The organism is Saccharothrix isguenensis, from assembly GCF_052936305.1.
The window spans coordinates 5,920,566-5,946,233 of the sequence record NZ_CP193626.1 but is presented as its reverse complement, the minus strand read 5'-3'; the positions used below and the strand labels follow the sequence as shown (position 1 = coordinate 5,946,233).

24 protein-coding genes are annotated in these 25,668 nt (G+C 72.5%); 20 read left to right on the top strand and 4 right to left on the bottom strand.

All coding sequences use genetic code 11. The annotated features are described in order from the left end of the window. Positions 1-36: 36 nt before the first annotated feature. A complete protein-coding gene (locus ACRAKI_RS26240; protein ID WP_447003173.1) occupies positions 37-1,599 on the top strand; it encodes a beta-xylosidase in 1,563 nt (520 codons plus the stop codon). Positions 1,600-1,613: 14 nt separating this feature from the next. Here ACRAKI_RS26240 and ACRAKI_RS26235 read toward each other — a convergent pair whose 3' ends face one another. Next, positions 1,614-2,033: a B-4DMT family transporter gene (locus ACRAKI_RS26235; protein ID WP_447003172.1), complete on the bottom strand. Its 420-nt coding sequence runs from the start codon at positions 2,031-2,033 to the stop codon at positions 1,614-1,616. Positions 2,034-2,189: 156 nt separating this feature from the next. Here ACRAKI_RS26235 and ACRAKI_RS26230 point away from each other — a divergent pair, with 156 nt between their 5' ends. The 3 genes from ACRAKI_RS26230 (at position 2,190) to nusB (ending at position 4,337) form a co-directional block, all read left to right on the top strand. Beyond that, positions 2,190-3,278, top strand: a complete 1,089-nt coding sequence (locus ACRAKI_RS26230; protein WP_447003171.1) for a M24 family metallopeptidase — start codon at positions 2,190-2,192, stop codon at positions 3,276-3,278. Between the two features lie 74 nt (positions 3,279-3,352). Then, positions 3,353-3,916: an elongation factor P gene (gene efp, locus ACRAKI_RS26225; RefSeq protein WP_447003170.1), complete on the top strand. Its 564-nt coding sequence runs from the start codon at positions 3,353-3,355 to the stop codon at positions 3,914-3,916. Position 3,917: 1 nt separating this feature from the next. After that, positions 3,918-4,337, top strand: coding sequence for a transcription antitermination factor NusB (gene nusB / locus ACRAKI_RS26220; RefSeq protein ID WP_447003169.1), 420 nt, complete (start codon positions 3,918-3,920; stop codon positions 4,335-4,337). A gap of 107 nt (positions 4,338-4,444) precedes the next feature. On the opposite strand, the gene bldD is transcribed toward nusB, so the two are convergent. Then, complete coding sequence (gene bldD / locus ACRAKI_RS26215; protein ID WP_015103676.1) at positions 4,445-4,933, bottom strand: transcriptional regulator BldD; 489 nt, start codon at positions 4,931-4,933, stop codon at positions 4,445-4,447. A 258-nt stretch (positions 4,934-5,191) separates the two neighbouring features. On the opposite strand from bldD, the gene pyrR reads away from it, so the two are divergent. The 15 genes from pyrR to ggt all read left to right on the top strand — a co-directional run bounded on the left by pyrR (position 5,192) and on the right by ggt (position 23,209). Continuing rightward, a complete protein-coding gene (gene pyrR, locus ACRAKI_RS26210) occupies positions 5,192-5,764 on the top strand; it encodes a bifunctional pyr operon transcriptional regulator/uracil phosphoribosyltransferase PyrR (protein WP_447003168.1) in 573 nt (190 codons plus the stop codon). After that, a complete protein-coding gene (locus ACRAKI_RS26205; protein ID WP_447003167.1) occupies positions 5,761-6,693 on the top strand; it encodes an aspartate carbamoyltransferase catalytic subunit in 933 nt (310 codons plus the stop codon). The genes pyrR and ACRAKI_RS26205 overlap by 4 nt, the downstream gene beginning before the upstream one ends. 20 nt (positions 6,694-6,713) lie before the next feature. After that, complete coding sequence (locus tag ACRAKI_RS26200) at positions 6,714-8,015, top strand: dihydroorotase (RefSeq protein WP_447008516.1); 1,302 nt, start codon at positions 6,714-6,716, stop codon at positions 8,013-8,015. After that, entirely contained in the window at positions 8,012-8,497 is a 486-nt protein-coding gene (locus ACRAKI_RS26195) for a PH-like domain-containing protein (RefSeq protein WP_447003166.1), read from the top strand. Before ACRAKI_RS26200 ends, ACRAKI_RS26195 begins: the two co-directional genes overlap by 4 nt. Then, the gene (gene carA / locus ACRAKI_RS26190; protein ID WP_447003165.1) at positions 8,494-9,621 is read left to right on the top strand and encodes a glutamine-hydrolyzing carbamoyl-phosphate synthase small subunit; all 1,128 of its coding nucleotides are present in this window, start codon (positions 8,494-8,496) and stop codon (positions 9,619-9,621) included. Before ACRAKI_RS26195 ends, carA begins: the two co-directional genes overlap by 4 nt. Next, entirely contained in the window at positions 9,621-12,920 is a 3,300-nt protein-coding gene (gene carB, locus ACRAKI_RS26185) for a carbamoyl-phosphate synthase large subunit (RefSeq protein WP_447003164.1), read from the top strand. Before carA ends, carB begins: the two co-directional genes overlap by 1 nt. Next, the gene (pyrF, locus tag ACRAKI_RS26180) at positions 12,917-13,735 is read left to right on the top strand and encodes an orotidine-5'-phosphate decarboxylase (protein WP_447003163.1); all 819 of its coding nucleotides are present in this window, start codon (positions 12,917-12,919) and stop codon (positions 13,733-13,735) included. The genes carB and pyrF overlap by 4 nt, the downstream gene beginning before the upstream one ends. 303 nt (positions 13,736-14,038) lie before the next feature. Continuing rightward, positions 14,039-14,356, top strand: a complete 318-nt coding sequence (mihF, locus tag ACRAKI_RS26175) for an integration host factor, actinobacterial type (RefSeq protein WP_033440723.1) — start codon at positions 14,039-14,041, stop codon at positions 14,354-14,356. Continuing rightward, complete coding sequence (gmk, locus tag ACRAKI_RS26170; RefSeq protein WP_447003162.1) at positions 14,353-14,952, top strand: guanylate kinase; 600 nt, start codon at positions 14,353-14,355, stop codon at positions 14,950-14,952. Before mihF ends, gmk begins: the two co-directional genes overlap by 4 nt. Before the next feature lie 112 nt (positions 14,953-15,064). Next, positions 15,065-15,343: a DNA-directed RNA polymerase subunit omega gene (gene rpoZ / locus ACRAKI_RS26165; protein ID WP_051772708.1), complete on the top strand. Its 279-nt coding sequence runs from the start codon at positions 15,065-15,067 to the stop codon at positions 15,341-15,343. Continuing rightward, on the top strand, positions 15,340-16,578 hold the full coding sequence (gene coaBC, locus ACRAKI_RS26160) for a bifunctional phosphopantothenoylcysteine decarboxylase/phosphopantothenate--cysteine ligase CoaBC (protein WP_447003161.1): 1,239 nt from the start codon (positions 15,340-15,342) through the stop codon (positions 16,576-16,578). The genes rpoZ and coaBC overlap by 4 nt, the downstream gene beginning before the upstream one ends. A gap of 63 nt (positions 16,579-16,641) precedes the next feature. Beyond that, complete coding sequence (gene metK, locus ACRAKI_RS26155; RefSeq protein ID WP_447003160.1) at positions 16,642-17,844, top strand: methionine adenosyltransferase; 1,203 nt, start codon at positions 16,642-16,644, stop codon at positions 17,842-17,844. Between the two features lie 234 nt (positions 17,845-18,078). Next, the gene (locus tag ACRAKI_RS26150; RefSeq protein WP_447003159.1) at positions 18,079-19,263 is read left to right on the top strand and encodes a phospholipase domain-containing protein; all 1,185 of its coding nucleotides are present in this window, start codon (positions 18,079-18,081) and stop codon (positions 19,261-19,263) included. Positions 19,264-19,352: 89 nt separating this feature from the next. Then, a complete protein-coding gene (locus ACRAKI_RS26145; protein ID WP_447003158.1) occupies positions 19,353-21,338 on the top strand; it encodes a primosomal protein N' in 1,986 nt (661 codons plus the stop codon). 56 nt (positions 21,339-21,394) lie between these two features. After that, positions 21,395-23,209, top strand: a complete 1,815-nt coding sequence (gene ggt, locus ACRAKI_RS26140) for a gamma-glutamyltransferase (RefSeq protein WP_447003157.1) — start codon at positions 21,395-21,397, stop codon at positions 23,207-23,209. Here ggt and ACRAKI_RS26135 read toward each other — a convergent pair. Beyond that, positions 23,187-24,338 carry a hypothetical protein gene (locus ACRAKI_RS26135; protein ID WP_447003156.1) on the bottom strand — a complete coding sequence of 384 codons (1,152 nt, stop codon included), beginning with the start codon at positions 24,336-24,338 and terminating at the stop codon, positions 23,187-23,189. The genes ggt and ACRAKI_RS26135 overlap by 23 nt on opposite strands. A gap of 68 nt (positions 24,339-24,406) precedes the next feature. Then, complete coding sequence (locus tag ACRAKI_RS26130) at positions 24,407-24,982, bottom strand: RNA polymerase sigma factor (protein ID WP_447003155.1); 576 nt, start codon at positions 24,980-24,982, stop codon at positions 24,407-24,409. Positions 24,983-25,112: 130 nt separating this feature from the next. On the opposite strand from ACRAKI_RS26130, the gene def reads away from it, so the two are divergent. Further along, a complete protein-coding gene (def, locus tag ACRAKI_RS26125) occupies positions 25,113-25,655 on the top strand; it encodes a peptide deformylase (RefSeq protein WP_447003154.1) in 543 nt (180 codons plus the stop codon). The last annotated feature ends 13 nt before the right edge of the window (positions 25,656-25,668 follow it).

Sequence of the window (25,668 nt, the reverse complement as noted above, 5' to 3'; positions counted from 1 at the left end):
GTCCATCCGTCCGGAGAAGTGGAGATCTGCCCCGCCATGGCCAGTCCCGATGGGGGAGCGGCGAGGTTCCTCGGATCCGCGCTGGTCGTCGCCTTGCTGACGGCCTGCGCGCCGGGTGCCGCCGACCCGGCGAGGGGAGCCGACCGGAGCGGAAGCCCCACGTCGAGCCCGTCCACGCCGAGCAGCGGCCCGCCGGGCGGCACGCCGAGCAGCACGCCCAACCCCGAGCCGGTGCCCCTGGCCACCGACCGCGGCCGGTGGAGCGCCGCCGTGGTGGCCCACGGCGGCGGGGACTCGCCCTACAACTACGGCCCGACGATCGTGCTGGAGGGCGGCCGGCACCGGATGTGGTGGTGCAGCCAGCTCGGCGCCGCCGCGCCCGCCGGCGACGACCTGCTCTACTCGGAGAGCGGCTCGGCGGCCGGCCCGTTCGTCGCGCCCAACGGCACCCCGGCCATGCCGGTGCTGTCCGGTAGCGTCACGGGCTTCGACGGCGTGCACACCTGCGACCCTTCGGTGATCAAGGTCGGCGGCACGTACTTCCTCTACTACACCGGCGCGGCGGGCGACCACGCGCACGGCAACGCCATCGGCGTCGCCACCAGCCCGGACGGCCTGAACTGGACCCGGGCAGCGGGCGGCGACCCGATCGTGAGCCCGTCCTACGACAAGACCAGGGACAACACTTACGGCGCCGGCCAGCCGTCGGTGCTGGTCGTGGAGGACTGGTTCTACCTGATGTTCACCGACACCACCGGTGAGGCCGCCGGGTGGAACGGCGCGGGCCAGTTCGTGCTGCGCTCCAAGGACGCGACGTTCGCCTCCGGCGTGCAGGCGTTGGGCCCCAACGGCTTCCAGCCCGTGCCCGACACCCGGTCCAAGCGCACCCGCTCGGTGGTCGACGCGTTCAGCGCCGACTGGATGTACATCGACGTGCTGCGGGCGTTCGCCATCGCGCACGAGACCGAGGCGGGTACCACCCTGACGTTCTGGAACAAGGAGTTCACCGCCAACCCGCACCCCAAGGTGCACATCCCCGGCCCGTGGCGGGAAGGACCCGGCCTGGTCCGCACCGCCCTCGGGCACGCGCCGGTGTCCGCCGAGGACCCGTGCGGCCGGATCGCCGTGGACGTGGTCCGCGCGACCGTGGACGGACCGGCCGCCGCGCCCACCGACCTCCAGCAGTTCGGCCTCGACCTGGTGGGCGTGCCGGGCTGCACGACCGAGCCGTCGGCGGCGGTCCTGCACGGGTACGCCGTGCCGTCACCGCAGAACACCATGGACCTCGTGCTGGGCGGCAAGGTCGTCCGGATCGAGCGCCGCTCGGTGACCGACCGGCTGGCCGCCAAGGTGCTGGACCGGCGTCCCCCGGTGGTGGACCTGCTGCCGGTCGTCGCCCGGATCCCGGCGGGCGCCAAGGCGCTGCGGTCGTCCGACGGCCAGATCGGGGTGCTGCTCGGCGAAAACCAGGACGAGCTGTGGGTCCTCGGCGCGGGGCAGGCCGCGGACGAGGTCGCCGCACTGAACTCCTCCGAGCCGACCCTGGTGACGAAAGCCGCGTGGGACGCGCACGAGAAGGCCGGCGACCTGCGCCGCTGAGAGCCCGGAGCGAGCTAGCGAGACCCGTCGGGCTGCCGCGACGCGTCCGGCTGGGGCAGGGCGTTGCCGATGCCGATCCCGATCGCCGCCGTTCCCATGACCACCAGCGCGGTGAACGCCGCCCCGCCGGTCAGCGCGGGCCAGAGCGCTTCCAGGCCGGTCTGGTCCACCAGCGACCGGCCGACCACGCCCGCGATCCCGGCCAGCGGCCCGGCCACCAGGGCGGCGGTGAACCACACCATGCCGCGCCCTTCGAGCTGCCGCCACGCGTCCACCGCGCCCCACAGCAGGCCGATGACGACGACCAGCGCGATCGCGATGTACCTGATCGAGGAAGCGGCCTCGGGGCTGTGCGCGCTCACCGCCGAGGTGCCGGTCTGCACCCCGCCGTGGAACAACCCCATCCAGAAACCCCGGACCAGCCACGCGCGCATGCGTTCCACCCTAGGGGTGACGGACGACCGCACATAGTGCCGACGAGGAGTCACCCACGGCGGCACGGCGAGTCACGACAGCCGTCGCACGATTCGGCACGGTTCACCCGATCGAGTGGCGGTGTGGGGTGGGTCGCCGAGCCTTAGGCTGCCTGTATGCCGCACTCCACTCGACGCGCCGCCCTGCGCGCCACGCTCCGGGACCGGGAGCTGGACGCCCTGCTGGTGACGAACCTGCTGAACGTCCGCTACCTCACCGGGTTCACCGGGTCGAACGCGGCGCTGCTGGTGCACGCCGACCCGGACGACGGCGCGGTGTTCTGCACCGACGGCCGCTACCTCACCCAGGCCGCGGCGCAGGTGCCGGACCTGGAGCGGGTCATCGACCGGCCGTGCGACGCGGCGCTGGTCGGCCGGGCGGCGAAGGCGGGCCTGGGCCGGGTCGGGTTCGAGAGCAACCACGTCACCGTGGACGGCCTGGACGCGCTGGGCGAGGCGGGCGACGGGGTCGAGCTGGTCCGCGCGTCCGACCTGGTCGAGCAGCTGCGGGTGGTCAAGGACGACGCCGAGGTGGAGGCGCTGCGGATGGCGTGCGCGGCGGCCGACCGGGCGCTGGCGGACCTCGTCGAGCACGGCGGCCTGCGCGCGGGCCGCACCGAGAAGGACATCGCCCGCGAGCTGGAGAGCCGCATGCTCGACCACGGCGCGGCAGGTCCTTCGTTCGAGTCGATCGTGGCGACGGGAGCCAACTCGGCCGTCCCGCACCACCGGCCGACCGACGCCGTGGTCAAGGACGGCGACTTCGTGAAGCTGGACTTCGGCGCGCTGGTCGACGGCTACCACTCGGACATGACCCGCACCCTGGTCGTCGGCCGGGCCGCGGACTGGCAGCGCGACCTGTACCGACTGGTCGCGGCGTCGCAGGCGGCCGGGCGGGCGGCGCTGGAGCCGGGAGCCCGCATCCGGGACGTGGACGCGGCGGCGCGCGGCGTGATCGAGGCGGCCGGGTTCGGCGAGCAGTTCCTGCACGGCCTCGGCCACGGCGTCGGGCTGGAGATCCACGAGGCTCCCACTCTCTCCAGGGCGGGTGACGGTACACTTCTGCCCGGTATGGCGGTCACCGTCGAGCCCGGTGTGTACCTGGCCGGGAGGGGTGGTGTCCGCATCGAGGACACGCTCGTGGTGCGCGAAGGCGCCCCGGAGCTCCTCACCCTGACCATGAAAGAGCTCGTGGAGCTCTGTTAGTCGGATCGTCTGAAGTCGGATCCGTCGGCCGAGCCGATGTCCCCCTCACTCACGCAACAGGAGAGCCCACCACCGTGGCCACCACCAACGACCTGAAGAACGGCCTGGTGCTGAACCTCGACGGCCAGCTGTGGACCGTCACCGCGTTCCAGCACGTCAAGCCGGGCAAGGGCGGCGCCTTCGTGCGCACCACGTTGAAGCACGTCCTGTCCGGCAAGGTCGTGGACCGGACCTTCAACGCGGGCACCAAGGTCGAGACGGCCACCGTCGACAAGCGCGGCATGACCTACCTGTACAAGGACGGCGCCGACTTCGTCTTCATGGACGGCGACACGTTCGACCAGATCAGCATCCCGGCCGAGACGGTCGGCGACGCGGCGAACTACATGCTGGAGAACCAGGAAGCGATCGTCGCCATGCACGAGGGCGTCGCGCTGTTCATCGAGCTCCCGACCTCGGTCGAGCTCGTGATCCAGCACACCGACCCGGGCCTCCAGGGCGACCGCTCCACCGGCGGCACCAAGCCCGCCACGCTGGAGACGGGCGCGGAGATCCAGGTCCCGCTGTTCGTCACCACCGGCGAGAAGATCAAGGTCGACACCCGCGACGGCCGTTACCTGGGCCGAGTGAACGGCTGAGATGGGCGCACGGAGCAAGGCCCGGAAACGCGCGCTCGACGTCCTCTACGAAGCGGACCTGCGGGGCGTCGACCCGGTGACGCTGCTCGCGGACCGGGTCGGTTCGACGGACGTGCCGCCGGTGAACGACTACACGATCACCCTCGTGGAAGGCGTCACGGCGCACCGCTCGCGCATCGACGACCTCATCTCCGAGCACGCCGAGGGCTGGACCCTCCAGCGGATGCCGGCGGTGGACCGGGCGGTGCTGCGGATCGGGCTGTACGAGCTGCTGTGGGCGGCCGACGTGCCCGACGCGGTCGCCATCGACGAGGCGGTGGAGCTGGCCAAGGGCCTGTCCACGGACGACTCGCCGCGGTTCGTCAACGGTGTGCTCGGCCGGATCGCGGTCATCGCGGACCAGCTCCGGGCCGTCCTCTAGCCCGAAGGCCGGCAAGCGCCGAGATGCACTGAAAGCACCACAACGCGCAGCTCGGAGCACGGCGAAGGGGCCACCCGTCCGAACCGGCGGGTGGCCCTTCCGCGTGTTCAGTCCTCCTTGGCCGGACGGGCCTCGGGGGGCAGCACGCCCCAGTCGATGAGCTGTTCGGTCAGCTCGCCGGGGGTCATGTCGTAGATGATGGCGAGCGACCGCAGGTCCTCGGTCCGGATGGACAGCACCTTGCCGTTGTAGTCGCCGCGCTGGCTCTGGATGGTCGCCGCGTACCGGGCGAGGGGCCCGACCTTCTCCGCGGGCAGCTGTTGCAGCCGCTCCAGGTTGATGACGATCTTGGTGGCGGGTTCCGCTCCGGACGGCACCCGGCCCTCGGGCAGCAGCTCGGCCACCGGGACGCCGTAGAAGTCGGCCAGTTCGGCGAGCTTCTGCACGGTGACGGCGCGGTCGCCGCGCTCGTACGAGCCGACGACCACGGCCTTCCATCGACCGCCGGACTTCTGCTCGACGCCGTGCAAAGACAGGCCCTGCTGCTGGCGGATCGCGCGGAGCTTGGCCCCCAGCGCCTTGGCGTAGTCGCCCATGTGGCGGTTCTCCGTTCATTCGCCCCGTCAGCCGGTAGGGGACTGCCGCGGGGAGGCTTAGATCAATACGCAGAGTAATGATTGCTCTCCGTGGTCACCAGGTCAAGCTGATCTCGCCGGCCCAGGTGGGCGAGACCACGCACACCACCCGGAAGATTGACCCTCCGCGCCTGATACGGTCCTGGTCAGCCCGGTCGCAGCCGGGTGTCCGACGTCCTTTAAGGACCCGTCCAGCGAGGCGGGGAAGGAGGTCCAACCGTGGCGCCACGTCAACGTGGCGCGACGGACCCGGCCCGGGAGCGAGAGCTCTTGTCGGCCGGCGACGTCGCGCGCACCGTCGCCCGAATGGCCCATCAGATCATCGAGAAGACCGCTCTTGATGCACCGAGCGCACCCGCAGTAGTCCTGATGGGGATTCCGAGCCGGGGAGCGCCGCTGGCCCGCCGGCTGGCCGTCAGGATCGCCGAGTTCTCCGGTGTCGAGGTGCCGACCGGCACGCTGGACGTCACCCTCTACCGGGACGACCTGCGCCGCGGCCCCACCCGCCCGCTGGAGGCGACCAAGCTCCCCGAGGGCGGCGTCGACGACAAGCTCGTGGTCCTGGTGGACGACGTGCTGTTCTCCGGCCGCACGATCCGCGCCGCGCTCGACGCCCTGCGCGACCACGGCCGCCCGCGGGCCGTCCAGCTGGCCGTCCTGGTCGACCGGGGCCACCGCGAACTGCCGATCCGCGCGGACTACGTGGGCAAGAACGTGCCCACGGCCCGCACCGAGGAGGTCCACGTGCTGCTGGAGGAGTTCGACCAGCGGGACGGGGTGGTGCTGCGGTGAAGCACCTGCTCACCACCGAGGGCATCGACCCGACCCAGGCGACCGCCATCCTGGACACCGCGGCGAGCCTCAAGCAGGCCCTCGAAGGCCGTGAAGTGCGCAAACTCCCGACGTTGCGCGGTCGCACGGTCATCACGATGTTCTTCGAGAACTCCACCCGCACCCGCGTGAGCTTCGAGATCGCGGGCAAGTGGATGAGCGCGGACGTGGTGAACGTCTCGTCCTCCGGCTCCAGCGTCAGCAAGGGCGAGTCGCTGCGGGACACCGCGCTGACCCTGGCCGCGGCGGGCGCGGACTGCGTCATCGTGCGGCACCCGGCGTCCGGCGCGGCGCACCGGCTGGCGGGCTGGCTGAAGGAGGCCGGCACGTCGGTCGTCAACGCGGGTGACGGGATGCACGAGCACCCCACCCAGGCCCTGCTGGACGCGGCCACCCTGCGGGAACGCCTCGGCGACCTGCGGGACCGCCGGATCGCGATCGTCGGCGACGTGCTGCACAGCCGGGTCGCCCGGTCGAACGTGCACCTGCTCACCGCCTTGGGCGCGGACGTGACGCTGGTCGCGCCGCCGACCCTGCTGCCCACGGGCGTGGAGAGCTGGCCCGTCACGGTCTCGCACGAGCTGGACGCCGAACTGCCCAGCCTGGACGCGGTCATGCTGCTCCGAGTGCAGGCCGAGCGGATGCACGGCGGGTTCTTCCCGTCGGCCCGCGAGTACTCCATCGCCTACGGCCTCAGCGAGAACCGGCTGAAGCTGCTGCCCGAGCACGCGGTCGTGCTGCACCCCGGTCCGATGCTGCGCGGGATGGAGATCGCCTCGGCGGTCGCCGACTCGCCCCGCGCCGCCATCACCGACCAGGTGCGCAACGGCGTGCACGTGCGCATGGCCGTTCTCTACCACCTGCTTGCCCACGAGGAGGAAACCGCGTGAGGGAGCTCGCGACCGAACCGATGAACACCAGCAAGCCCAAGAGCCCTTTGATCCTCAAGGGAGTACGACCGTACGGCGAGGGTGACCCGGTCGACGTGCTGATCCGCGACGGCGTGATCGCCGAGGTGGGGTCCGTCGAAGCAGAAGACGCGGAAGTGGTCGAGGGGAACGGCGCGGTACTGCTTCCCGGCTTCGTGGACCTGCACACCCACCTGCGCGAGCCGGGCCGCGAGGACACCGAGACCATCGCCACCGGCTCGGCCGCCGCCGCGCTGGGCGGCTACACGGCCGTCTTCGCCATGGCCAACACGAACCCGGTCGCGGACAACGAGGTCATCGTCCAGCACGTCGCACGCCGGGGCCGTGAAGTCGGCCTGGTCGACGTGCACCCGGTCGGCGCGGTCACCGTGGGCCTGGAGGGCGTGAAGCTCGCCGAGCTGGGCACGATGGCCAAGGCGGGCGTGCGGGTGTTCTCCGACGACGGCCACTGCGTGCACGACCCGCTGATCATGCGGCGGGCGCTGGAGTACAGCAAGGCGCTGGACGTCGTCGTCGCGCAGCACGCGGAGGAGCCCCGGCTGACCGTCGGCGCGCAGGCGCACGAAGGCGAGCAGGCGTCCCGGCTGGGCCTGCAGGGCTGGCCGGCCGCCGCCGAGGAGTCGATCGTGGCGCGGGACTGCCTGCTGGCTCTGCACGCGGGCGCCAGGCTGCACGTCTGCCACGTCTCCACCACCGGCACGGCGGACGTCCTGCGGTGGGCGAAGGCCCGCGGCACGGAGGTGTCCGCGGAGGTCACGCCGCACCACCTGCTGCTGACCGACGACCGGCTGGGCACCTACGACCCGGTGAACAAGGTCAACCCGCCGCTGCGCACGGCGGCCGACGTGAAGGTGCTGCGGGAGGCGTTGGCGGAGGGCGTCATCGACTGCGTCGCCACCGACCACGCCCCGCACGCCGTGCAGGACAAGGACTGCGAGTGGTCCGCCGCCCGTCCGGGCATGCTCGGGCTGCAGACCGCGCTGTCGATCGTGGTCGAGACCATGGTCAAGACCGGCCTGCTGGACTGGCGCGGCGTGGCGCGGGTGATGAGCGAGCGGCCCGCCGAGATCGCGGGACTGCCCGACCACGGCCGTCCGATCGAGGTCGGCGAGCCGGCCAACCTGACGCTGGTCGACCCGGACGCCACGTGGACCGTGCGCGGCGCGGCGTTCGCCAGCATCGCGGCCAACACGCCGTTCGAGGGCATGGAGCTGCCGGGCGCGGTGGTGGCGACGCTGCTGCGCGGGCGCGTGACGGCTGTCGGCGGAAGGATCCCGGCATGATCCGGCTGTTGCTGTCCCTGGGCCTGCTGGCCATCTTCCTGCTGTGCCTGTACGGCATGTGGCGCGGCTGGCAGCGCCGTGCCCGCCGGCAGGCCGAGGTGCTCCCGGAGTTCCCCCGGCCGCCCGCCGACACCGGTGCGACGATGCTGGAGACGACCGGCGTCTACGTCGGCACCACCCTCGGCGACGACTGGCAGGACCGGGTCGCGGTCGGCGACATCGGCCACCGCGCCGAGGCCACGCTCAGGCTCACCGAGAACGGCGTGCTGGTCGAGCGAACGGGCGCGAGCGCGCTGTGGATCCCGGTGGAGCAGGTCACGGGCGCCCGCACGGCACGCGGCCTCGCGGGCAAGGTGATGACGGCGGACGGCCTGCTGGTCGTGCGCTGGCAGCTCGGGGACAAGGTGCTCGACACCGGGTTCCGGGGCGACGACAAGGACGTGTACGAGCAGTGGGTGCAAGCGCTGGGAGACTCCGCATGATCGACCTGGGCAAGACCGACGCGGCACTGGTCCTGGAAGACGGCCGCGTGTTCCGCGGCGAGGCCTACGGCGCCATCGGCGCGAGCCTCGGCGAAGTGGTGTTCTCCACCGGCATGACCGGCTACCAGGAGACCCTGACCGACCCGTCCTACCACCGCCAGATCGTGGTGCAGACCGCACCGCAGATCGGCAACACCGGCTGGAACGACGAGGACGACGAGTCCGGCCGCATCTGGGTCGCCGGGTACGTCGTCCGCGACCCCTCGCGGGTGCCGTCCAACTGGCGGTCCAGGCGCGGGCTGGACGAGGAGCTGGTGAACCAGGGGATCGTCGGCATCGCCGGCATCGACACCCGGATGCTCACCCGCCACCTGCGCGAGCAGGGCGCGATGCGCGCGGGCGTGTTCTCCGGTGACGACCTGGGCAGCGCCGAGGAGATGCTGGCACGGGTCCGCAGCGCGCCCGCGATGAAGGGCGCCGACCTGGCCGGCGACGTGACCACGGCCGAGCCGTACGTGGTCGAGGCCGTCGGCGAGCGCCGGTTCACCGTCGCCGCGCTGGACCTGGGCATCAAGTCCAACACCCCGCGGATGATGGCCGCCCGCGGCATCGAGGTGCACGTCCTGCCGCTGACCTCCACCGTGGACGACCTGGTGGCGCTCAAGCCGGACGGCGTGTTCCTGTCCAACGGCCCCGGCGACCCGGCCACCCAGGCGCACGCGGTCGAGCTGACCCGGGGCGTGCTGGACCGGCGCATCCCGCTGTTCGGCATCTGCTTCGGCAACCAGATCCTGGGCCGCGCGCTGGGGCGCGAGACGTACAAGATGCGCTACGGCCACCGGGGCATCAACATCCCGGTCATCGACGTGTCCACCGGCAAGGTGGCGATCACGTCGCAGAACCACGGCTTCGCGCTGGAGGGCGAGCCGGGCGAGGAGTTCACCTCCGACTTCGGCCGCGTGCTGCTGAGCCACTACTGCCCGAACGACGGCACGGTCGAGGGCGTCCGAGCCCTGGAGGCGCCCGCGTTCAGCGTGCAGTACCACCCGGAAGCGGCGGCCGGTCCGCACGACGCCGCACCGCTGTTCGACGAGTTCGTGACGATGATGGGCGAGGGTCGCTGATGCCGAAGAGGACAGATCTCAAGCACGTTCTGGTCATCGGCTCCGGCCCGATCGTCATCGGTCAGGCCTGCGAGTTCGACTACTCCGGCACCCAGGCGTGCCGGGTGCTGCGCGAGGAGGGCCTGCGGGTCTCCCTGGTCAACTCCAACCCGGCGACGATCATGACGGACCCCGAGTTCGCCGACGCCACCTACGTCGAGCCCATCACCGCGGAGTTCGTCGAGAAGGTCATCGCGGCCGAGCGGCCGGACGCCGTCCTGGCCACGCTGGGCGGCCAGACCGCGTTGAACACGGCCATCGCGCTGCACGAGCGCGGTGTGCTGCAGAAGTACGACGTCGAGCTGATCGGCGCGGACATCGACGCCATCCAGCGCGGCGAGGACCGGCAGATCTTCAAGGACCTGGTCCGCAGGATCGGCGCCGACGTGCCGCGCAGCGCGGTCTGCAAGACCATGGAGGACGTCCGCGCGACCGTGGCCGACCTGGGGCTCCCGGTCGTCATCCGGCCGTCGTTCACCATGGGCGGCCTCGGCTCGGGCATGGCGCACACCCCCGAGGAGCTGGAGCGGCTGGCCGCGTCCGGCCTCGCGGAGTCCCCGGTCACCGAGGTGCTGATCGAGGAGAGCGTGCTCGGCTGGAAGGAGTACGAGCTGGAGCTCATGCGCGACCGCAACGACAACGTGGTCGTCGTCTGCTCCATCGAGAACATCGACCCGATGGGCGTGCACACCGGCGACTCGGTGACCGTGGCCCCGGCGATGACCCTCACCGACCGCGAGTACCAGCACATGCGCGACGTCGGCATCGCGGTCATCCGCGAGGTCGGGGTGGACACCGGCGGCTGCAACATCCAGTTCGCCATCCACCCCGGGAACGGCCGCATGGTCGTCATCGAGATGAACCCGCGGGTCTCCCGCTCCTCCGCGCTCGCGTCGAAGGCGACCGGTTTCCCGATCGCCAAGATCGCCGCGAAACTCGCCATCGGCTACACGCTCGACGAGATCCGCAACGACATCACCGGTGAAACGCCGGCCAGTTTCGAACCGGCCCTCGACTACGTCGTGGTGAAGGTGCCGAGGTTCGCGTTCGAGAAGTTCCCCGGCGCGGACAGCACCCTCACCACGACCATGAAGTCCGTCGGCGAGGCCATGTCGATCGGCCGCAGCTTCGTGGAGGCGCTCGGCAAGGCGTTGCGCTCCATGGAGACGAAGGCCGCCGGCTTCTGGACCACACCGGACCCGGACGAGACGCTGGAGTCCACTCTGGACGCCCTGCGCAAGGGCCACGACGGCCGCCTGTACACGGTGGACCGCGCGCTGAGGATGGGCGCGAGCATCGAGCAGGTGCACGAGGCCTCCCGCATCGACCCGTGGTTCATCGAGCAGATGGCCTGGCTGGTCGAGCTGCGGCGCGAGATCGAGGACGCGCCGGTGCTGGACGAACGCCTCCTGCGCAAGGCGAAGCGGGCCGGGCTGTCCGACCGGCAGGTGGCCGCGCTGCGCTCCGAGCTGGCCGGCGAGGACGGCGTCCGCACCCTGCGCCACCGGCTGGGCATCCGGCCGGTGTTCAAGACGGTCGACACGTGCGCCGCCGAGTTCGCCGCCAAGACCCCGTACCACTACTCGGCCTACGAGCTGGACCCCGACGCCGAGACCGAGGTGACCGAGCAGCGGGACAAGCCGAAGGTGCTGATCCTCGGCTCCGGGCCGAACCGGATCGGCCAGGGCATCGAGTTCGACTACTCGTGCGTGCACGCGGCCATGGCGCTGCGCGCGGCCGGGTACGAGACCGTGATGGTCAACTGCAACCCGGAGACGGTCTCCACCGACTACGACACGTCCGACCGGCTCTACTTCGAGCCGCTGACGTTCGAGGACGTGCTGGAGGTGTTCCACTCCGAGCAGCGCTCCGGCACGGTCGTCGGCGTGATCGTGCAGCTCGGCGGCCAGACCCCGCTGGGCCTGGCGCGGCGGCTCGCGGACGCGGGCGTGCCGGTCGTCGGCACCCCGCCGCACGCCATCCACCTCGCCGAGGACCGCGGCGCGTTCGGCCAGCTGCTCACCGACGCCGGGCTGCCCGCGCCGAAGTACGGCATGGCGACGTCGTTCCCGCACGCCAAGGCCATCGCGGACGAGATCGGCTACCCGGTCCTGGTGCGGCCGTCGTACGTGCTCGGCGGGCGCGGCATGGAGATCGTCTACGACGAGGAGTCCCTGCGCGGCTACATCCAGCGCGCGACCGACGTCAGCCCGGAGCACCCGGTGCTGGTCGACCGGTTCCTCGACGACGCCATCGAGATCGACGTCGACGCCCTCTACGACGGCACGGACGTGTTCATCGGCGGTGTGATGGAGCACATCGAGGAGGCCGGCGTGCACTCCGGCGACTCGGCGTGCGCGCTGCCGCCCATCACCCTGGGCGAGTCGGACGTCGAGGCGGTCCGGCGGTCCACGCTGGCCATCGCCGACGGCATCGGCGTGCGCGGCCTGCTCAACGTGCAGTACGCGCTGAAGGACGACGTGCTCTACGTCCTGGAGGCCAACCCGCGCGCCTCCCGCACGGTGCCGTTCGTCTCCAAGGCCACGGCGGTGCCGCTGGCCAAGGCCGCCGCCCGGATCATGCTCGGCGCGACCGTCGCCCAGCTGCGCGCGGAAGGGATGCTGCCCAAGACCGGCGACGGCGCCAAGCTGCCCGCGCACGCTCCGGTCGCGGTCAAGGAGGCCGTCCTCCCGTTCCACCGGTTCCGCACGCCGGAGGGCAAGGGCGTCGACTCGCTGCTCGGCCCGGAGATGAAGTCGACCGGCGAGGTCATGGGCATCGACGTGTCGTTCGGCATGGCCTACGCCAAGTCTCAGACCGCCTCCTACGGCTCCCTGCCCACGTCGGGCCGGGTGTTCGTGTCGGTGGCCAACCGGGACAAGCGCGCCATGATCTTCCCGGTCAAGCGGCTCGCCGACCTGGGCTTCGAGGTGCTGGCCACCGCCGGCACGGCCGAGGTGCTGCGCCGCAACGGCATCCCCTGCACGATCGTCCGCAAGCACTTCGAGGGCGCCGACAACATCGTCGACGCCATCCTCGCGGGCACCGTCGATATGATCATCAACACGCCCTACGGCAACAACGGGCCGCGCATCGACGGCTACGAGATCCGCACGGCGGCCGTGGCCAAGGACATCCCGTGCGTCACCACGATCCAGGGCGCGGCGGCGGCCGTGCACGGCATCGAGGCCGCCATCCGCGGCGACATCGGCGTGCGGCCCCTCCAGGCGCTCCAGGCCGCGCTGCGGGGTGACGCGTGAGGTTCGGCGCGCGCCTCTCCAAGGCGATCTCCGAGCACGGACCGCTCTGCGTGGGCATCGACCCGCACCCGGGCCTGCTGGCGTCCTGGGGGCTCTCCCAGGACGCCGCGGGGCTGGAGCGGTTCGCGCTGACCTGCGTGGAGGCGTTCGGCGGCCGGGTCGCGGTGGTCAAGCCGCAGGCGGCGTTCTTCGAGGCGCACGGCTCGCGGGGCGTCGCGGTGCTCGAACGCGTCGTCGCCGACCTCCGGGACAGCGGCACGCTCGTCCTGGTCGACGCCAAGCGCGGCGACATCGGCTCGACCATGGCCGCGTACGCGGCGGCCTACCTCACCGAGGGCTCGCCGCTCGCCGGCGACGCGGTCACCGTGTCGCCGTACCTCGGGTTCGGATCGCTCGACCCGGCGCTGGAAGCCGCCGCGGCGAGCGGTCGCGGACTATTCGTGCTCGCCCTGACTTCGAATCCCGAAGGCGCCTCCGTGCAGCGCGCGGTGGGCTCCGACGGGCGTTCGGTGGCGCAGTCGATCGTGGACGCGGCGGCCCGTGCGAACGTCGGCGCGGAGCCGTTCGGCGACGTCGGCCTGGTCGTCGGCGCGACCCTGGGCGACCTCGGCGTCGACCTCTCTGACCTGCGCGGACCCGTCCTCGCGCCGGGTTTCGGGGCGCAGGGCGCAACGGTCGCGGACCTGCGTGCGCTGTTCGGGTCGGACCTGCGCGGAGTGCTCCCGACGTCCTCCCGGGACGTGCTCGGGCACGGCCCCGGGACCGCATCATTGCGGTCTGCGGTGGACGCGGTCCGGGCGTCCCTGGACCTGTGATCGCGATCAAATCCCGACGCGCTTTGCCCGGTCCGCTCACCTGCGCAAACGGTCCCTGGTACGGTCCTGGCCACCGGCAGGTCCAGCACCCGCCAAGCGCATACCACACAGGCTGTGCGCAGGGCGTTACCGGTGGCGGGTGCTGGACCAGTCGGAGGGTGTTGGTACTACTACCACCCGCCGCTTCCAACTCCAGCGCTGAAAGATTCACCTGACTGGGACCCACGTTGTACCCAGGCAATTGCGCTCGGTACGGTCGCGGCACCGATCCAGAATTGAAATTCCCACACCACGGAGGAAATCGTGGCCCTTCCCCAGCTTACCGAGGAGCAGCGGGCCGCAGCGCTGGAGAAGGCTGCTGCCGCTCGTCGCACTCGGGCTGAGCTCAAGGAGCGCCTCAAGCGTGGCGGCACGACCTTGACGGACGTGCTGAAGGCCGCCGAGAGCGACGAGGTCCTTGGCAAGATGAAGGTGTCCGCGCTGCTTGAGGCCCTTCCGGGCGTCGGCAAGGTGCGTGCGCAGCAGATCATGGAGCGCCTTGAGATCGCTCCGAGCCGTCGGCTGCGCGGTCTGGGTGAGCGGCAGCGCAAGGCGCTGCTCACCGAGTTCAGCGGCGAGTGAGTGATGGCACCGGGGTGGGGTCGGACGTCCGCGTCCGGCCCCGCCTCACCGTTCTGTCCGGCCCGTCCGGCGTAGGCAAGTCCAGCGTGCTGGCCGAGCTGCGCCGAATGGGGCCGGAGATCCACTTCAGCGTCTCGGTGACCACCCGGAAGCCGAGGCCGGGCGAGATCGACGGGGTCCACTACCACTTCGTGGACGTCCCCGAGTTCCGCAAGATGATCGCCAACGGCGAGCTCCTGGAGCACGCCGAGTTCGCCGGGAACTGCTACGGCACCCCCAGGGCGCCGGTCGAGCGGGCCCTGGCGGCAGGCACGCCGTCCCTGCTGGAGATCGAGCTGCAGGGCGCGCGGCAGGTCCGGCTCGCGATGCCGGGCGCACAGCTCGTCATGCTGGCACCTCCGTCATGGGAGGACCTGGTCGACCGGTTGACCGGCCGCGGCACGGAAGACCCGACCGTGGTGGCCCGCCGGCTGGAGATCGCCAGGGAGGAACTGGCGGCCGAACCGGAGTTCGACGAGGTCGTGGTGAACGACGACGTGAAGTCCGCCGCCGCGAGCTTGCTAAACTTGGTGGTCGGCCCGGTGCCCGGCGCGTGATCGCGCGCGTCGAGTGGCACGGGACGACTCCACGGCGAACAACCGTGTTGGCTGAGAAGCCGGGCGGTACGACCGACCGGGCACGACACACCGACCGCAGGAGCGTTGACGAGTGACCACGCACACCGAGCTGGGCCCGCTTTCGGGTGCCCCGGAGGGCATCACCAACCCGCCGATCGACGACCTGCTCGAGCAGGTCAGCTCGAAGTACGCGCTGGTGATCTACGCGGCCAAGCGGGCGCGGCAGATCAACGACTACTACGCCCAGCTCGGCGAGGGCCTGCTGGAGTACGTCGGCCCGCTGGTCGAGCCGGGCCCGCGCGAGAAGCCGCTGTCGATCGCGCTCCGGGAGATCCACGCGGGTCTGCTCGAGCACACCGAGGGCGAGTGACCGAGGCCGTTGACGCCCCTGTCGTCCCGAGGGTCGTCCTCGGGGTCGGTGGGGGCATCGCCGCTTACAAAGCGTGCGAGGTGCTGCGCCGGCTCACCGAGTCCGGCCACTCCGTGCGCGTCGTGCCCACGGACGGCGCGCTGAAGTTCGTCGGCGCCGCCACGTTCGAGGCGCTGTCCGGTCAGCCCGTGCAGACCGGCGTGTTCGAGGACGTCCCCGCCGTGCCGCACGTGAAGCTGGGCCAGACCGCCGACCTGGTGGTCGTCGCGCCCGCCACGGCGAACCTGATCGCCAAGGCGGCCCACGGCCTGGCCGACGACCTGCTCACCAACACGCTGCTGACCGCGCGTTGCCCGGTCCTGCTCGTGCCGGCGATGCACACCGAGATGTGGGAGCACCCGGCGACGCGGGCGAACGTGGCGCTGCTGCGGTCCCGCGGCGTGATCGTCGCCGAACCGGCCAGCGGCAGGCTGACCGGCAAGGACACCGGCAAGGGCAGGCTGCCCGAGCCGAGCGAGATCGTCGACCTGGCCCGGTTGCTGCTGGCGCGCCCCGACGCGCTGCCGCGCGACCTGGAGGGCGTGCACGTCGTCGTGTCCGCCGGCGGCACCCGCGAGCCGCTGGACCCGGTGCGCTTCCTGGGCAACCGCTCGTCCGGCCGGCAGGGCTACGCGCTGGCCAGGGTCGCCGCCCAGCGCGGCGCGCGGGTGACGCTGGTCGCCGCGCACACCGCCGACCTGGCGGCGCCCGCCGCGGTGGACGTCGTGCGGGTCGCCTCGGCGCTGGAACTGCGCGCCGCGATGCACGAAGTGGCCGCGACGGCCGACGTCGTCGTGATGGCCGCCGCGGTCGCCGACTTCCGGCCCGTGGCCGCGGTCGAGCACAAGATCAAGAAATCCGAGCGGGACCCCGAACCGGTCGCGCTCACCCGCAACCCCGACATCCTGGCCGAACTGGTCGCCGCACGGCGGTCGGGGCAGGTCATCGTCGGTTTCGCGGCCGAGACCGGGGACGGCGCGACCAGCGTCCTGGAGTACGGTCGCGCGAAGCTCAAGCGCAAGGGCTGCGACTGGCTCGTGGTCAACGCGGTCGGCGACGGCCGAGCGTTCGAGGTCGAGGACAACGCCGGCTGGCTGCTGTCCGCCGACGGCGGCGAGACCCCGATCCCGCACGGTTCGAAGTCCCGGCTGGCGTCCACCATGTGGGACGCGGTGGCACCTGCCTTCCGACTTTGACCGGACGCGCCCAGGCGCTCAGTATTCTTCAGGCATTCGCAGATCGGACAGTTAGGGAGCGTCGTGAGCGAGCACAGCAGCAGGCTGTTCACCAGTGAGTCGGTGACGGAGGGGCACCCGGACAAGATCTGCGACGCCATCAGCGACTCGATCCTCGACGCGCTGCTCGCGAAGGACCCGCGCTCACGCGTCGCGGTGGAGACGATGGTCACCACCGGCCAGGTGCACGTGGCCGGCGAGGTCACCACCGAGGCCTACGCGGACATCCCGTCCATCGTCCGCGACAAGATCGTCGAGATCGGCTACGACTCGTCGGCCAAGGGTTTCGACGGCTTCTCGTGCGGCGTGAACGTGGCCATCGGCTCGCAGTCGCCCGACATCGCGCAGGGCGTGGACACCGCGTTCGAGAAGCGGGTCGAGGGCACCGAGGACGAGATCGACAAGCAGGGCGCGGGCGACCAGGGCCTGATGTTCGGCTACGCCTGCACGGACACCCCCGAGCTGATGCCGCTGCCGATCGCGCTGGCGCACCGGCTGTCCCGCCGGCTGACGGCGGTCCGCAAGGACGGCACGGTCCCGTACCTGCGTCCCGACGGCAAGACCCAGGTCACCATCGAGTACGCGGGCGACCAGCCGGTGCGGCTGGACACCGTCGTGGTGTCCACGCAGCACGCGGACGGCATCGACCTGGAGAAGCTGCTCGGCGTCGACATCCGCGAGCACGTGGTGGCACCCGAGGTCGCCGCGCTCGGCCTGGACACCGCCGACGTGCGGCTGCTGGTCAACCCGACGGGCCGGTTCGTCATCGGCGGCCCGATGGGCGACGCGGGCCTGACCGGCCGCAAGATCATCGTCGACACCTACGGCGGCATGGCCCGCCACGGCGGCGGCGCGTTCTCCGGCAAGGACCCGTCGAAGGTGGACCGGTCCGCGGCGTACGCCATGCGCTGGGTGGCGAAGAACGCGGTGGCCGCCGGTCTGGCCACGCGCATCGAGGTCCAGGTGGCCTACGCCATCGGCAAGGCCGCCCCGGTGGGTCTGTTCGTGGAGACCTTCGGCACCGAGACGGTGGACCCGACCAAGATCCAGCAGGCCATCGGCGAGGTGTTCGACCTCCGCCCGGCCGCGATCATCCGGGACCTGGACCTGCTGCGCCCGATCTACGCGCCGACCGCCGCGTACGGCCACTTCGGCCGCACCGACATCGACCTGCCGTGGGAGAGCACCGACCGCGCCGACGCCCTCCGCGCCGCCGCGGGCGCGTGACCGTTCCACCGGACGCCTGAGCCGCGGCGAGGCCGCGACTCCGGTGGCGCCGCGTCATCCACGTCGCCGATCCGGGACCACGCTGACCGATCAACTCGATCAGCGTGGCTCCCGGGTCGGCGACGCGGTCGTTCCCGGGATCCGGCGCGGCTTCGTGGCGTTGTCCGTCGCCGGCTTCACCGGCTTGGTCCGCAGGACCTCCTGAGTTCACCCGCGCGCGTTAGACACCACGTCATGCCGGTTTCCCGCCGCACGACGCCGCCGCTTCGGGTGCGCGAGGCGCTGGCCCGTGAGCCGCGGCGCGGTGGCCTGGCCGCCATCCGGCACGTCGTGTTCCTGATGCGGGAGAACGGCCGCTGCGACGACCTGGCGGACACCTTCACGGTGTGCGACGCCTTCCACGGCTCCGAGTACCCGTGGGCGACCTACGCCGAGCACCTCGGGGACGCGGGCAAGTCGTGGCGCGTCTACCAGGAGGTCGGGTCGTTCCGGGCGGACGTCGAGGCCGGGCGGTTGCCGCAGGTGTCGTACCTGGTGCCGCCGCCCACCGCTTCGTGGGCGCACGAGGTGGTGGACGCGGTGGCGTCGGAGCCGGGGGTGTGGGACTCGACCGCGTTGTTCATCGCCTGCGACGAGGGCGCGGCCGGGTCGCCGGGGTGGGGGCCGCTGGGGTTGGGGCCCCGCGTGCCGGTGGTCGTGGTGTCGCCGTGGACGGTCGGCGGGTACGTGGACTCGCAGGTGTTCGACCACTCGTCCGCGGCCAGGTTCGTGGAGCGGTGGCTGGGCGTGCCGGCGCCGGGGATCAGCGCCTGGCAGCGGACCGCGTGCGGCGACCTGACGTCGGCTTTCGACTTCGGCCGGCGGCGTCCGGGCACCCGGCTCCCCGGCCGGCGGCCGGCCCGTCCGCTGCCCTACCAGCCGGACGCGTCCGGTGCGGTGCTCGGCGGCGAGGTGCGGTTGGGGCTGCGGAACTCGGGGGACGAGAGCGTGCACCTGGTGCTGTACCCGCAGGTGGGGGAGGCCGTGCACTTCGACGTGCGGTCCTCGGCCGAGTTCGTGGTGCCGTTCGAGGGGGAGTACCGGTTCGCCGTGGTCGGGCCGAACGGGTTCCGGCGCGAGTTCGCCGGGGCGCGGGGCGAGTCCGCGGCGGTGGAGTCGTCGGTGCACGGGCACAGCCGGGTGTTGTCGGTGACGTTGGCGAACTCCGGGCCGTCGGACGTGACGTTCTCCGTGGTGGGTGACGGGCGGGACTTCAAGGTCGCGGTGCGGCCGGGAAAGCGGCGGCTGGTGCCGTGGCTGACCGGGTTCCGGCACGGCTGGTACGACCTCACGGTGTCCGCCGGGACCTTCCACCGCAGGCTGGCGGGGCACGTGGAGAACGGCCGGGAGGGCGTGGCGCCGGCGGTCACCCGACAGTGATCTTGCAAACCTCGAACAGGCGTTCGATACTGGTGTCGTGACCCCAGGTCCGATGAACGTTCCCGCCGGTCTCTGGTAGACCTCCACCCGTGGCGGGCAAGGCGACTACCAGGCGCGGGGAGCAGGTTCCCGCCGCCTCGCTGCCGGTCGCCCGCGTCTGCGTGGACGTGCCGCTGGCGCACCTCGACCGGGCGTTCGACTACCAGGTGTCCACCGAGCAGGACGCGGACGCGGTGCCCGGCTGCCGGGTCCGGGTGCGGTTCGCCGGGCAGCTGGTGGACGGGTACCTGCTGGACCGGGTCGAGTCGTCGGAGTACGGGCGCAAGCTGACGTTCCTGGACCGGGTGATCTCGCCGGAGCCGGTGCTGTCGCCGGAGGTGGCGGAGCTGGCGCGGGCGGTGGCGGACCGGTACGCGGGGTCGCTGATCGACGTGCTGCGGATGGCGATCCCGCCCCGGCACGCGCGGGTCGAGGCCAAGCCCTCCGGTGAACCGGCCCCCGTGCCCGAAGCGCCGTCGGACGAGGGGTGGTCCCGCTACCCGTTCGGGCCGAACCTGCTGGACGCGTTGCGCTCCGGCCGCGCCGCGCGGGCCGTGTGGCAGGCGCTGCCGGCCGAGGACTGGCCGGCCCGCCTGGCCGAGGCGGTGGCGTCGACGGCCTCGACCGGCAAGGGCGCGCTGGTGGTCGTGCCGGACCACCGCGACCTGGCCAGGGTGCACCAGGCGTGCGCGGCGCTCGTGGGCGAGGCGGGCGTGGTGTCGCTGTCGGCCGACCTCGGGCCGTCCGAGCGGTACAAGCGGTGGCTGGCGGTGCGGCGCGGCGTGGTGCGGGTGGTGCTCGGCACGCGCGGGGCGGCCTTCGCGCCGGTGCGCGACCTGGGTCTGGTGGTGGTGTGGGACGACGGCGACGACCTGCACTCCGAGCCGAGGATGCCCTACCCGAACGTGCGCGACGTGCTGGTGCAGCGTTCCCACCTCACCGGCGCGTCCCTGGTGATCGGCGGCTTCGCCCGCACGGCCGAGGCCCAGCTGCTGGTCGACAGCGGCTGGGCGCACGAGGTCGTCGCGGCCAGGGACACGCTGCGGGCGGTGGCGCCGCGGGTGGCGGCCGTGGGCGACCACGAGTGGCAGGAGGTGAAGGACGCGGCGGCCCGGTCGGCGCGGCTCCCGTCCATCGCCTTCGACGCGGCGCGAGCGGCCTTGGCGGCGGGCACCCCGGTGCTCGTCCAGGTGCCCCGGCGCGGCTACGTGCCCGCCCTGGCGTGCGGCCAGTGCCGGTCGCCTGCGCGTTGCCGCCGTTGCGCGGGGCCGCTGGCGTTGCCGGGAGGCACCCAGGACGGCGTGCCGAGGCCCGCGTACTGCCGGTGGTGCGGTGCGACGGAGGCGGCGTTCCGCTGCTCGAACTGCGGCTCCCGCAGGCTGCGCGGTCAGGTCATCGGCGCCCGTCGCACGGCGGAGGAGCTGGGGCGGGCGTTCAGCGGGGTGCCGGTGCGGACGTCCGGCGGTGACGAGGTGCTGGCCACCGTCCCGGGTGGCCCGTCCCTGGTGGTGGCCACGCCGGGCGCGGAACCGGTGGCCGAAGGGGGGTACGGCGCGGCCCTGCTGCTGGACGGCTGGGCGTTGCTGGGGCGGGCCGACCTGAGGGCCGCCGAGGAGACCCTCCGCCGGTGGATGACGGCGGCGGCGCTGGTCCACGCGGCGGGGCGGGTGGTCGTGGTGGCCGAGTCCTCGCTGGCGCCGGTCCAGGCCCTGGTCCGCTGGGACCCGGTGTGGCACGCGAGCCAGGAGCTGGCGGCGCGGACCGAGCTGGGCTTCCCGCCGGCCGTGCGGATGGCGACCGTGGACGGCTCCCCGGACGCGCTGGCCGGTGTCCTGGACGAGCTGCACCTGCCACCGAACGGGCAGGTCCTGGGGCCGGTACCGCTGTCCGAGGACAAGGAGCGCGCCCTGGTCCGGGTGCCGAGGGCGGAAGGCCGCGCCCTGGCCGGGATGCTGGCCGACGTGCTGGCCGTGCGCAGCGCCCGGAAAGAACCGGACGTGGTGCGGGTGAAGCTCGACCCCCTCGAAGTCCTCTGACGCCGTCCCCCGAGCAGGCGGTTCTGCTTTCGTCCGGGGTGGAGTACAAGGGAACGATGCTCCGGTCGAAGGTCGCCAGCGCCCTCGCATCCCTCCTCCTCGTCCCGCTCCTGCCCGCCGCCGCACCCGCCGCCGCTCCTCCTGCCACCACCGACGCGCCGCGCGTCCCCGAGGCCGTGGGCTTCGGCGGGGTGGTGTCCAGCGTGGACGCCGACGCCTCGCAGATCGGCGTCGACGTGCTGCGGCGCGGCGGGAACGCCGTGGACGCCGCGGTGGCGGTGGCCGCGGCCCTCGGCGTCACCGACCCGTTCTCCGCGGGCATCGGCGGCGGCGGGTTCTTCGTCCACTACGACGCCCGCGCGCACCGGGTGTCCACTCTGGACGGCAGGGAGACGGCGCCCGCGGCGGCCGGCGCCGACCTGTTCGTGGAGGACGGCGCGCCCATCCCGTTCTCCGAGGCCGTCACCAGCGGCCTGTCGGTGGGTGTGCCGGGCACGCCGCAGACGTGGCAGGAGGCGTTGCGGCGGTGGGGGACGTGGTCGCTGGACCGGGCCGTCCGACCGGCCGAGGAGCTGGCGCGCCGCGGTTTCACGGTCGACGCCACGTTCCACCGCCAGGTCACCGACAACGCCGCCCGGTTCGCCGACTTCACCTCGACCAGCGCGCTCTACCTGCCCGGGGGCACGCCGCCGGCGGTCGGCAGCACGTTCCGCAACCCCGACCTGGCCGACACCTACCGCGAGCTGCGCGAGGACGGCGTGTCGGCGTTCTACCGCGGTGACGTCGGCCGCGACCTGGTCGAAGCCGTCCGCCGGCCACCGGTCACCCCCGGCGCCACCCGCGAGATCCGGCCCGGGGGGATGACCCCGGCGGACCTCGCCGGGTACGACGCCCCGCTGCGCGAGCCCACCCGCACCCGCTACCGCGGTCTCGACGTGGTCGGCATGGCTCCGCCGTCATCCGGCGGCACCACGGTCGGCGAGGCGTTGAACATCCTGGAGACCACCGACCTCGCCCGGGAGACCCCGGTCCAGTACCTGCACCGGTTCCTGGAGGCGAGCCGGTTGTCGTTCGCCGACCGCAACCGCTGGCTGGGCGACCCGGCGTTCAGCGACGTGCCGACCCGTGAGCTGCTCTCCCAGCGCTTCGCCGACAGCCGGGCCTGCCTCATCTCGCCCACGGTGGCCATGACCGGCGCGGTCGCACCCGGTGACCCGCGCGACCCGGTCCCGTGCGCGACGTCCGCCGAACCCGCCGCCACCCCGTACGAGGGCACGGACACCACGCACCTCACCGTCGCCGACCGCTGGGGCAACGTCGTCGCCTACACCCTGACCATCGAGCAGGAAGGCGGCAGCGGCATCGTGGTGCCGGGCCGCGGGTTCCTGCTCAACAACGAGCTGACCGACTTCTCGTTCACCCCGGTGACGCCGGGCGTGCCGGACCCGAACCTGCCCGGTCCCGGCAAGCGACCGCGGTCCTCGATGTCGCCGACGATCGTGCTGGACCACGGCCGGCCGGTGCTGGCGCTCGGCTCACCCGGCGGCGCGAGCATCATCACCACCGTGCTGCAGGTCCTCACCCGGCGGATCGACCGCGGCCTGCCGCTCGTGCAGGCCATCGCCGCACCTCGCGCGTCCCAGCGCAACGCCGCCACCACGCAGGCCGAGGTCGCCTTCCTCGCCACGCCGGAAGCCGAGGCGCTGCGGCTGCTGGGCCACCGCTTCTCGTCGGCCAACGAGATCGGCTCCGTCACGGCGGTCGAGCGCCTGCCGGACGGGCGCTGGCGTGCGGCGGCGGAGACGTCACGGCGTGGCGGAGGCGCCGCCCGGGTGGTCCTGCCGTCCCCTACATCGGGATCGTCGCGATGACCCGGTTCTCGTGGTCGAACACCGTGGCGCGGACGTCCCTGGTCTCCGTCGTGGCGTCACCCGGCGGTTGGTCCACCAGGAGCACGGCGAACGTGCCGTCCCGCAGGACGGCCGGCGCGGTGCGCCCCAGCGCGTCGGTGATCTCGATGCCGCCGACCTCGGCCGCGTCCACCGTGCCGGCCAGCACCAACGACGAGTCGGCCGGGCCGTGGCCGCCGATGGTGGCCGAGTAGCGAACCTTGACCAGCGCGCCGTCCTGCGGCGTCACGTCACCGAGGCGCGCCCGGTCCACCCGACCGTTCTCGATCGGGCAGTAGGCGGTGGTCCCCGCTTGGTCGTGGATCACCAGCCACGTGTGGTCGGCGGGGCCCGGGAACGCGCCGGGACGCCACTTCAGCGGATCGCCCACCCACGTCGCGCCGTCCAGCAGGGTCAGGTTCAGGCACCGGGCCACGTCCGGGTCGCCCGGCGGCAATTCCTCCCGCACCGCCGACCACACGTCCTGGTCGGGCAGCACGGCGAGGTCGACCTCCCCCGTGACGGGCGCGGCCGTCGTGGCGAACTCAGCCGTCATCCGCGCGGCGGGGAACGGGACCACGAACAGCTCCTCCACCAGCGTGACGGGCAGGGGCGCCACCGAGCCGGTCTGCGCGCCCGTGGCCAGTCCCACGCCGACGGTCCCGACCGGCACGCGGCCGATGAGCACACCGCTGCCGGTGCGCCACAACACCGACGCCGCCCCTCCCGCGAAGGGGACCGCGCCGGCCTCCGGCCGGTTGTGCGAGATCGAGGTGTGCGTCAGCTCGCAGAAGCGGTTGTCCGCCGCCACGAGGATCCGGCGGCCGGCCAGGCCCAGGGTGAACCGCACGTCCGCTTCGCCGAACGCGCACCGCGCCACGTCGTCCGGGGTCGCTCCGGGCGAGACGGAGACGGCGGACTCGTCGTGCCGGGACGGCCCGGCCGTCGACGACGTGGTGCTCGGCGGCGAGGCCGCGATCGTGTCGCCCTGGGTGGACTGGGCGATGATCGCCCCGCCCGCCGCCAGCACGGCGACGGCCGCCGCGGCGGCCAGCGGCGCGCGAACGGCCCCACCGCTCGTGACCTCGGCGTCCAGGATTCGTCGGCGCATCCGTTCGCGAACTTCGGGGGGTAGGGGACGGCGTGGCGGCAGGTCCGGCACGCTCCCGGTCGGCTGGCTCATCGCTCCTCCACAGCACGCAGTCGGGCACGGGCCCGCGAGATCCGCGAGCGCACGCTCACCTCGGCGACGCCGAGCACTTCGGCGGCCTCGGCCGTGGGCAGCCCGCCCAGCAGGCACAGCTCCACGGCCTCCCGCTCCGCCTTGGGCAGCGAGTCCACGACGGCCAGCACCCGGCGCAACGCGCGGTCGTCGTCCACCGCCGCGATGACGCGCTCGGCGTGATCGGGCGCCACGTCGTCGTCGGCCACCCGCCGCAACGCCCGTCTGAACCGGCCGAGGCGGCGGAACTCGGTGCGCGCCAGGTTGCCCGCCACCGTGTAGAGCCACGGCAGCGCGCTGTCGCGGACCAGGGTGATGTCGGCCCGGCGGCGCCACGCGGCCAGGAAGGTGGCTGAGGTCAGGTCCTCGGCGAGCGACCACGACGCGGTCATCCGGTAGGCGTGGTTCCACACCGACTCCGCGTGCCGGTCGAACAGCACGGCGAACGCCGTCTCGTCCCCGCGCGCCCACAGTTCCGCGTCGCTGTCCGGCACCGGTACTGCCCCCCGCCGACCCGTTGTCGCAGTACTCATGCCAGTAGGTAGCCGCAACCGCCCCCACCGTTGCGGTCGATCTGCTCCCCGCGTCGTCCTCGCCGGCCGTGACCTGGAGCACTGGGCGCCCTTTCGTAGACTGGGGCTCCCCAGGCTGCGAGGAGTGCGCGTGACCGTCCAACCGATCCGGCTGTTCGGCGACCCGGTGCTGCGGACGCCCGCCGTCGAGGTGACCGACTTCGACGCGGAGCTGCGCAAGCTGGTCAAGGACCTGTGGGACACGATGAGCGAGGCCGGCGGCGCGGGGCTCGCGGCGCCCCAGCTGGGCGTCGGCCTGCGCGTGTTCACCTACCACTGCGACGGGTTCGCCGGGCACCTGGTCAACCCGACGTTCGACGTGGTCGGCGACGAGTACCAGGAAGGCCCGGAGGGCTGCCTGTCGATCCCCGGCATGTCCTGGGACTGCCGCCGTCACCTGCACGTGGTGGCCAAGGGCTGGAACATGCACGGCGAGCCGGTCGAGGTCGAGGGATCGGACCTGCTGGCGCGCTGCATCCAGCACGAGTCGGACCACCTGGACGGCGTGCTGTTCGTGGACCGGCTGGACGACGCGACCCGCAAGGAAGCCATGAGGGCCATCCGGCAGGAGCCGTGGTTCGACGGCGGCGTGCCCACGATCAAGCAGTCGCCGCACCCCCTCTTCGGTGCTTGAAAGCCGCTGTTCG

Bases quoted from the DNA above. Each gene is read 5' to 3' on its own strand.
- ACRAKI_RS26150 (WP_447003159.1), top strand. From the start codon at position 18,079: ATGCCGGTTTCCCGCCGCACGACGCCGCCGCTTCGGGTGCGCGAGGCG.
- ggt (WP_447003157.1), top strand. From the start codon at position 21,395: ATGCTCCGGTCGAAGGTCGCCAGCGCCCTCGCATCCCTCCTCCTCGTC.
- nusB (WP_447003169.1), top strand. From the start codon at position 3,918: ATGGGCGCACGGAGCAAGGCCCGGAAACGCGCGCTCGACGTCCTCTAC.
- ACRAKI_RS26240 (WP_447003173.1), top strand. From the start codon at position 37: ATGGCCAGTCCCGATGGGGGAGCGGCGAGGTTCCTCGGATCCGCGCTG.
- ACRAKI_RS26195 (WP_447003166.1), top strand. From the start codon at position 8,012: ATGATCCGGCTGTTGCTGTCCCTGGGCCTGCTGGCCATCTTCCTGCTG.
- carA (WP_447003165.1), top strand. From the start codon at position 8,494: ATGATCGACCTGGGCAAGACCGACGCGGCACTGGTCCTGGAAGACGGC.
- carB (WP_447003164.1), top strand. From the start codon at position 9,621: ATGCCGAAGAGGACAGATCTCAAGCACGTTCTGGTCATCGGCTCCGGC.
- ACRAKI_RS26230 (WP_447003171.1), top strand. From the start codon at position 2,190: ATGCCGCACTCCACTCGACGCGCCGCCCTGCGCGCCACGCTCCGGGAC.
- ACRAKI_RS26130 (WP_447003155.1), bottom strand. From the start codon at position 24,982: ATGAGTACTGCGACAACGGGTCGGCGGGGGGCAGTACCGGTGCCGGAC.
- ACRAKI_RS26135 (WP_447003156.1), bottom strand. From the start codon at position 24,338: ATGCGCCGACGAATCCTGGACGCCGAGGTCACGAGCGGTGGGGCCGTT.
- ACRAKI_RS26200 (WP_447008516.1), top strand. From the start codon at position 6,714: ATGAACACCAGCAAGCCCAAGAGCCCTTTGATCCTCAAGGGAGTACGA.
- bldD (WP_015103676.1), bottom strand. From the start codon at position 4,933: ATGGGCGACTACGCCAAGGCGCTGGGGGCCAAGCTCCGCGCGATCCGC.
- ACRAKI_RS26235 (WP_447003172.1), bottom strand. From the start codon at position 2,033: ATGCGCGCGTGGCTGGTCCGGGGTTTCTGGATGGGGTTGTTCCACGGC.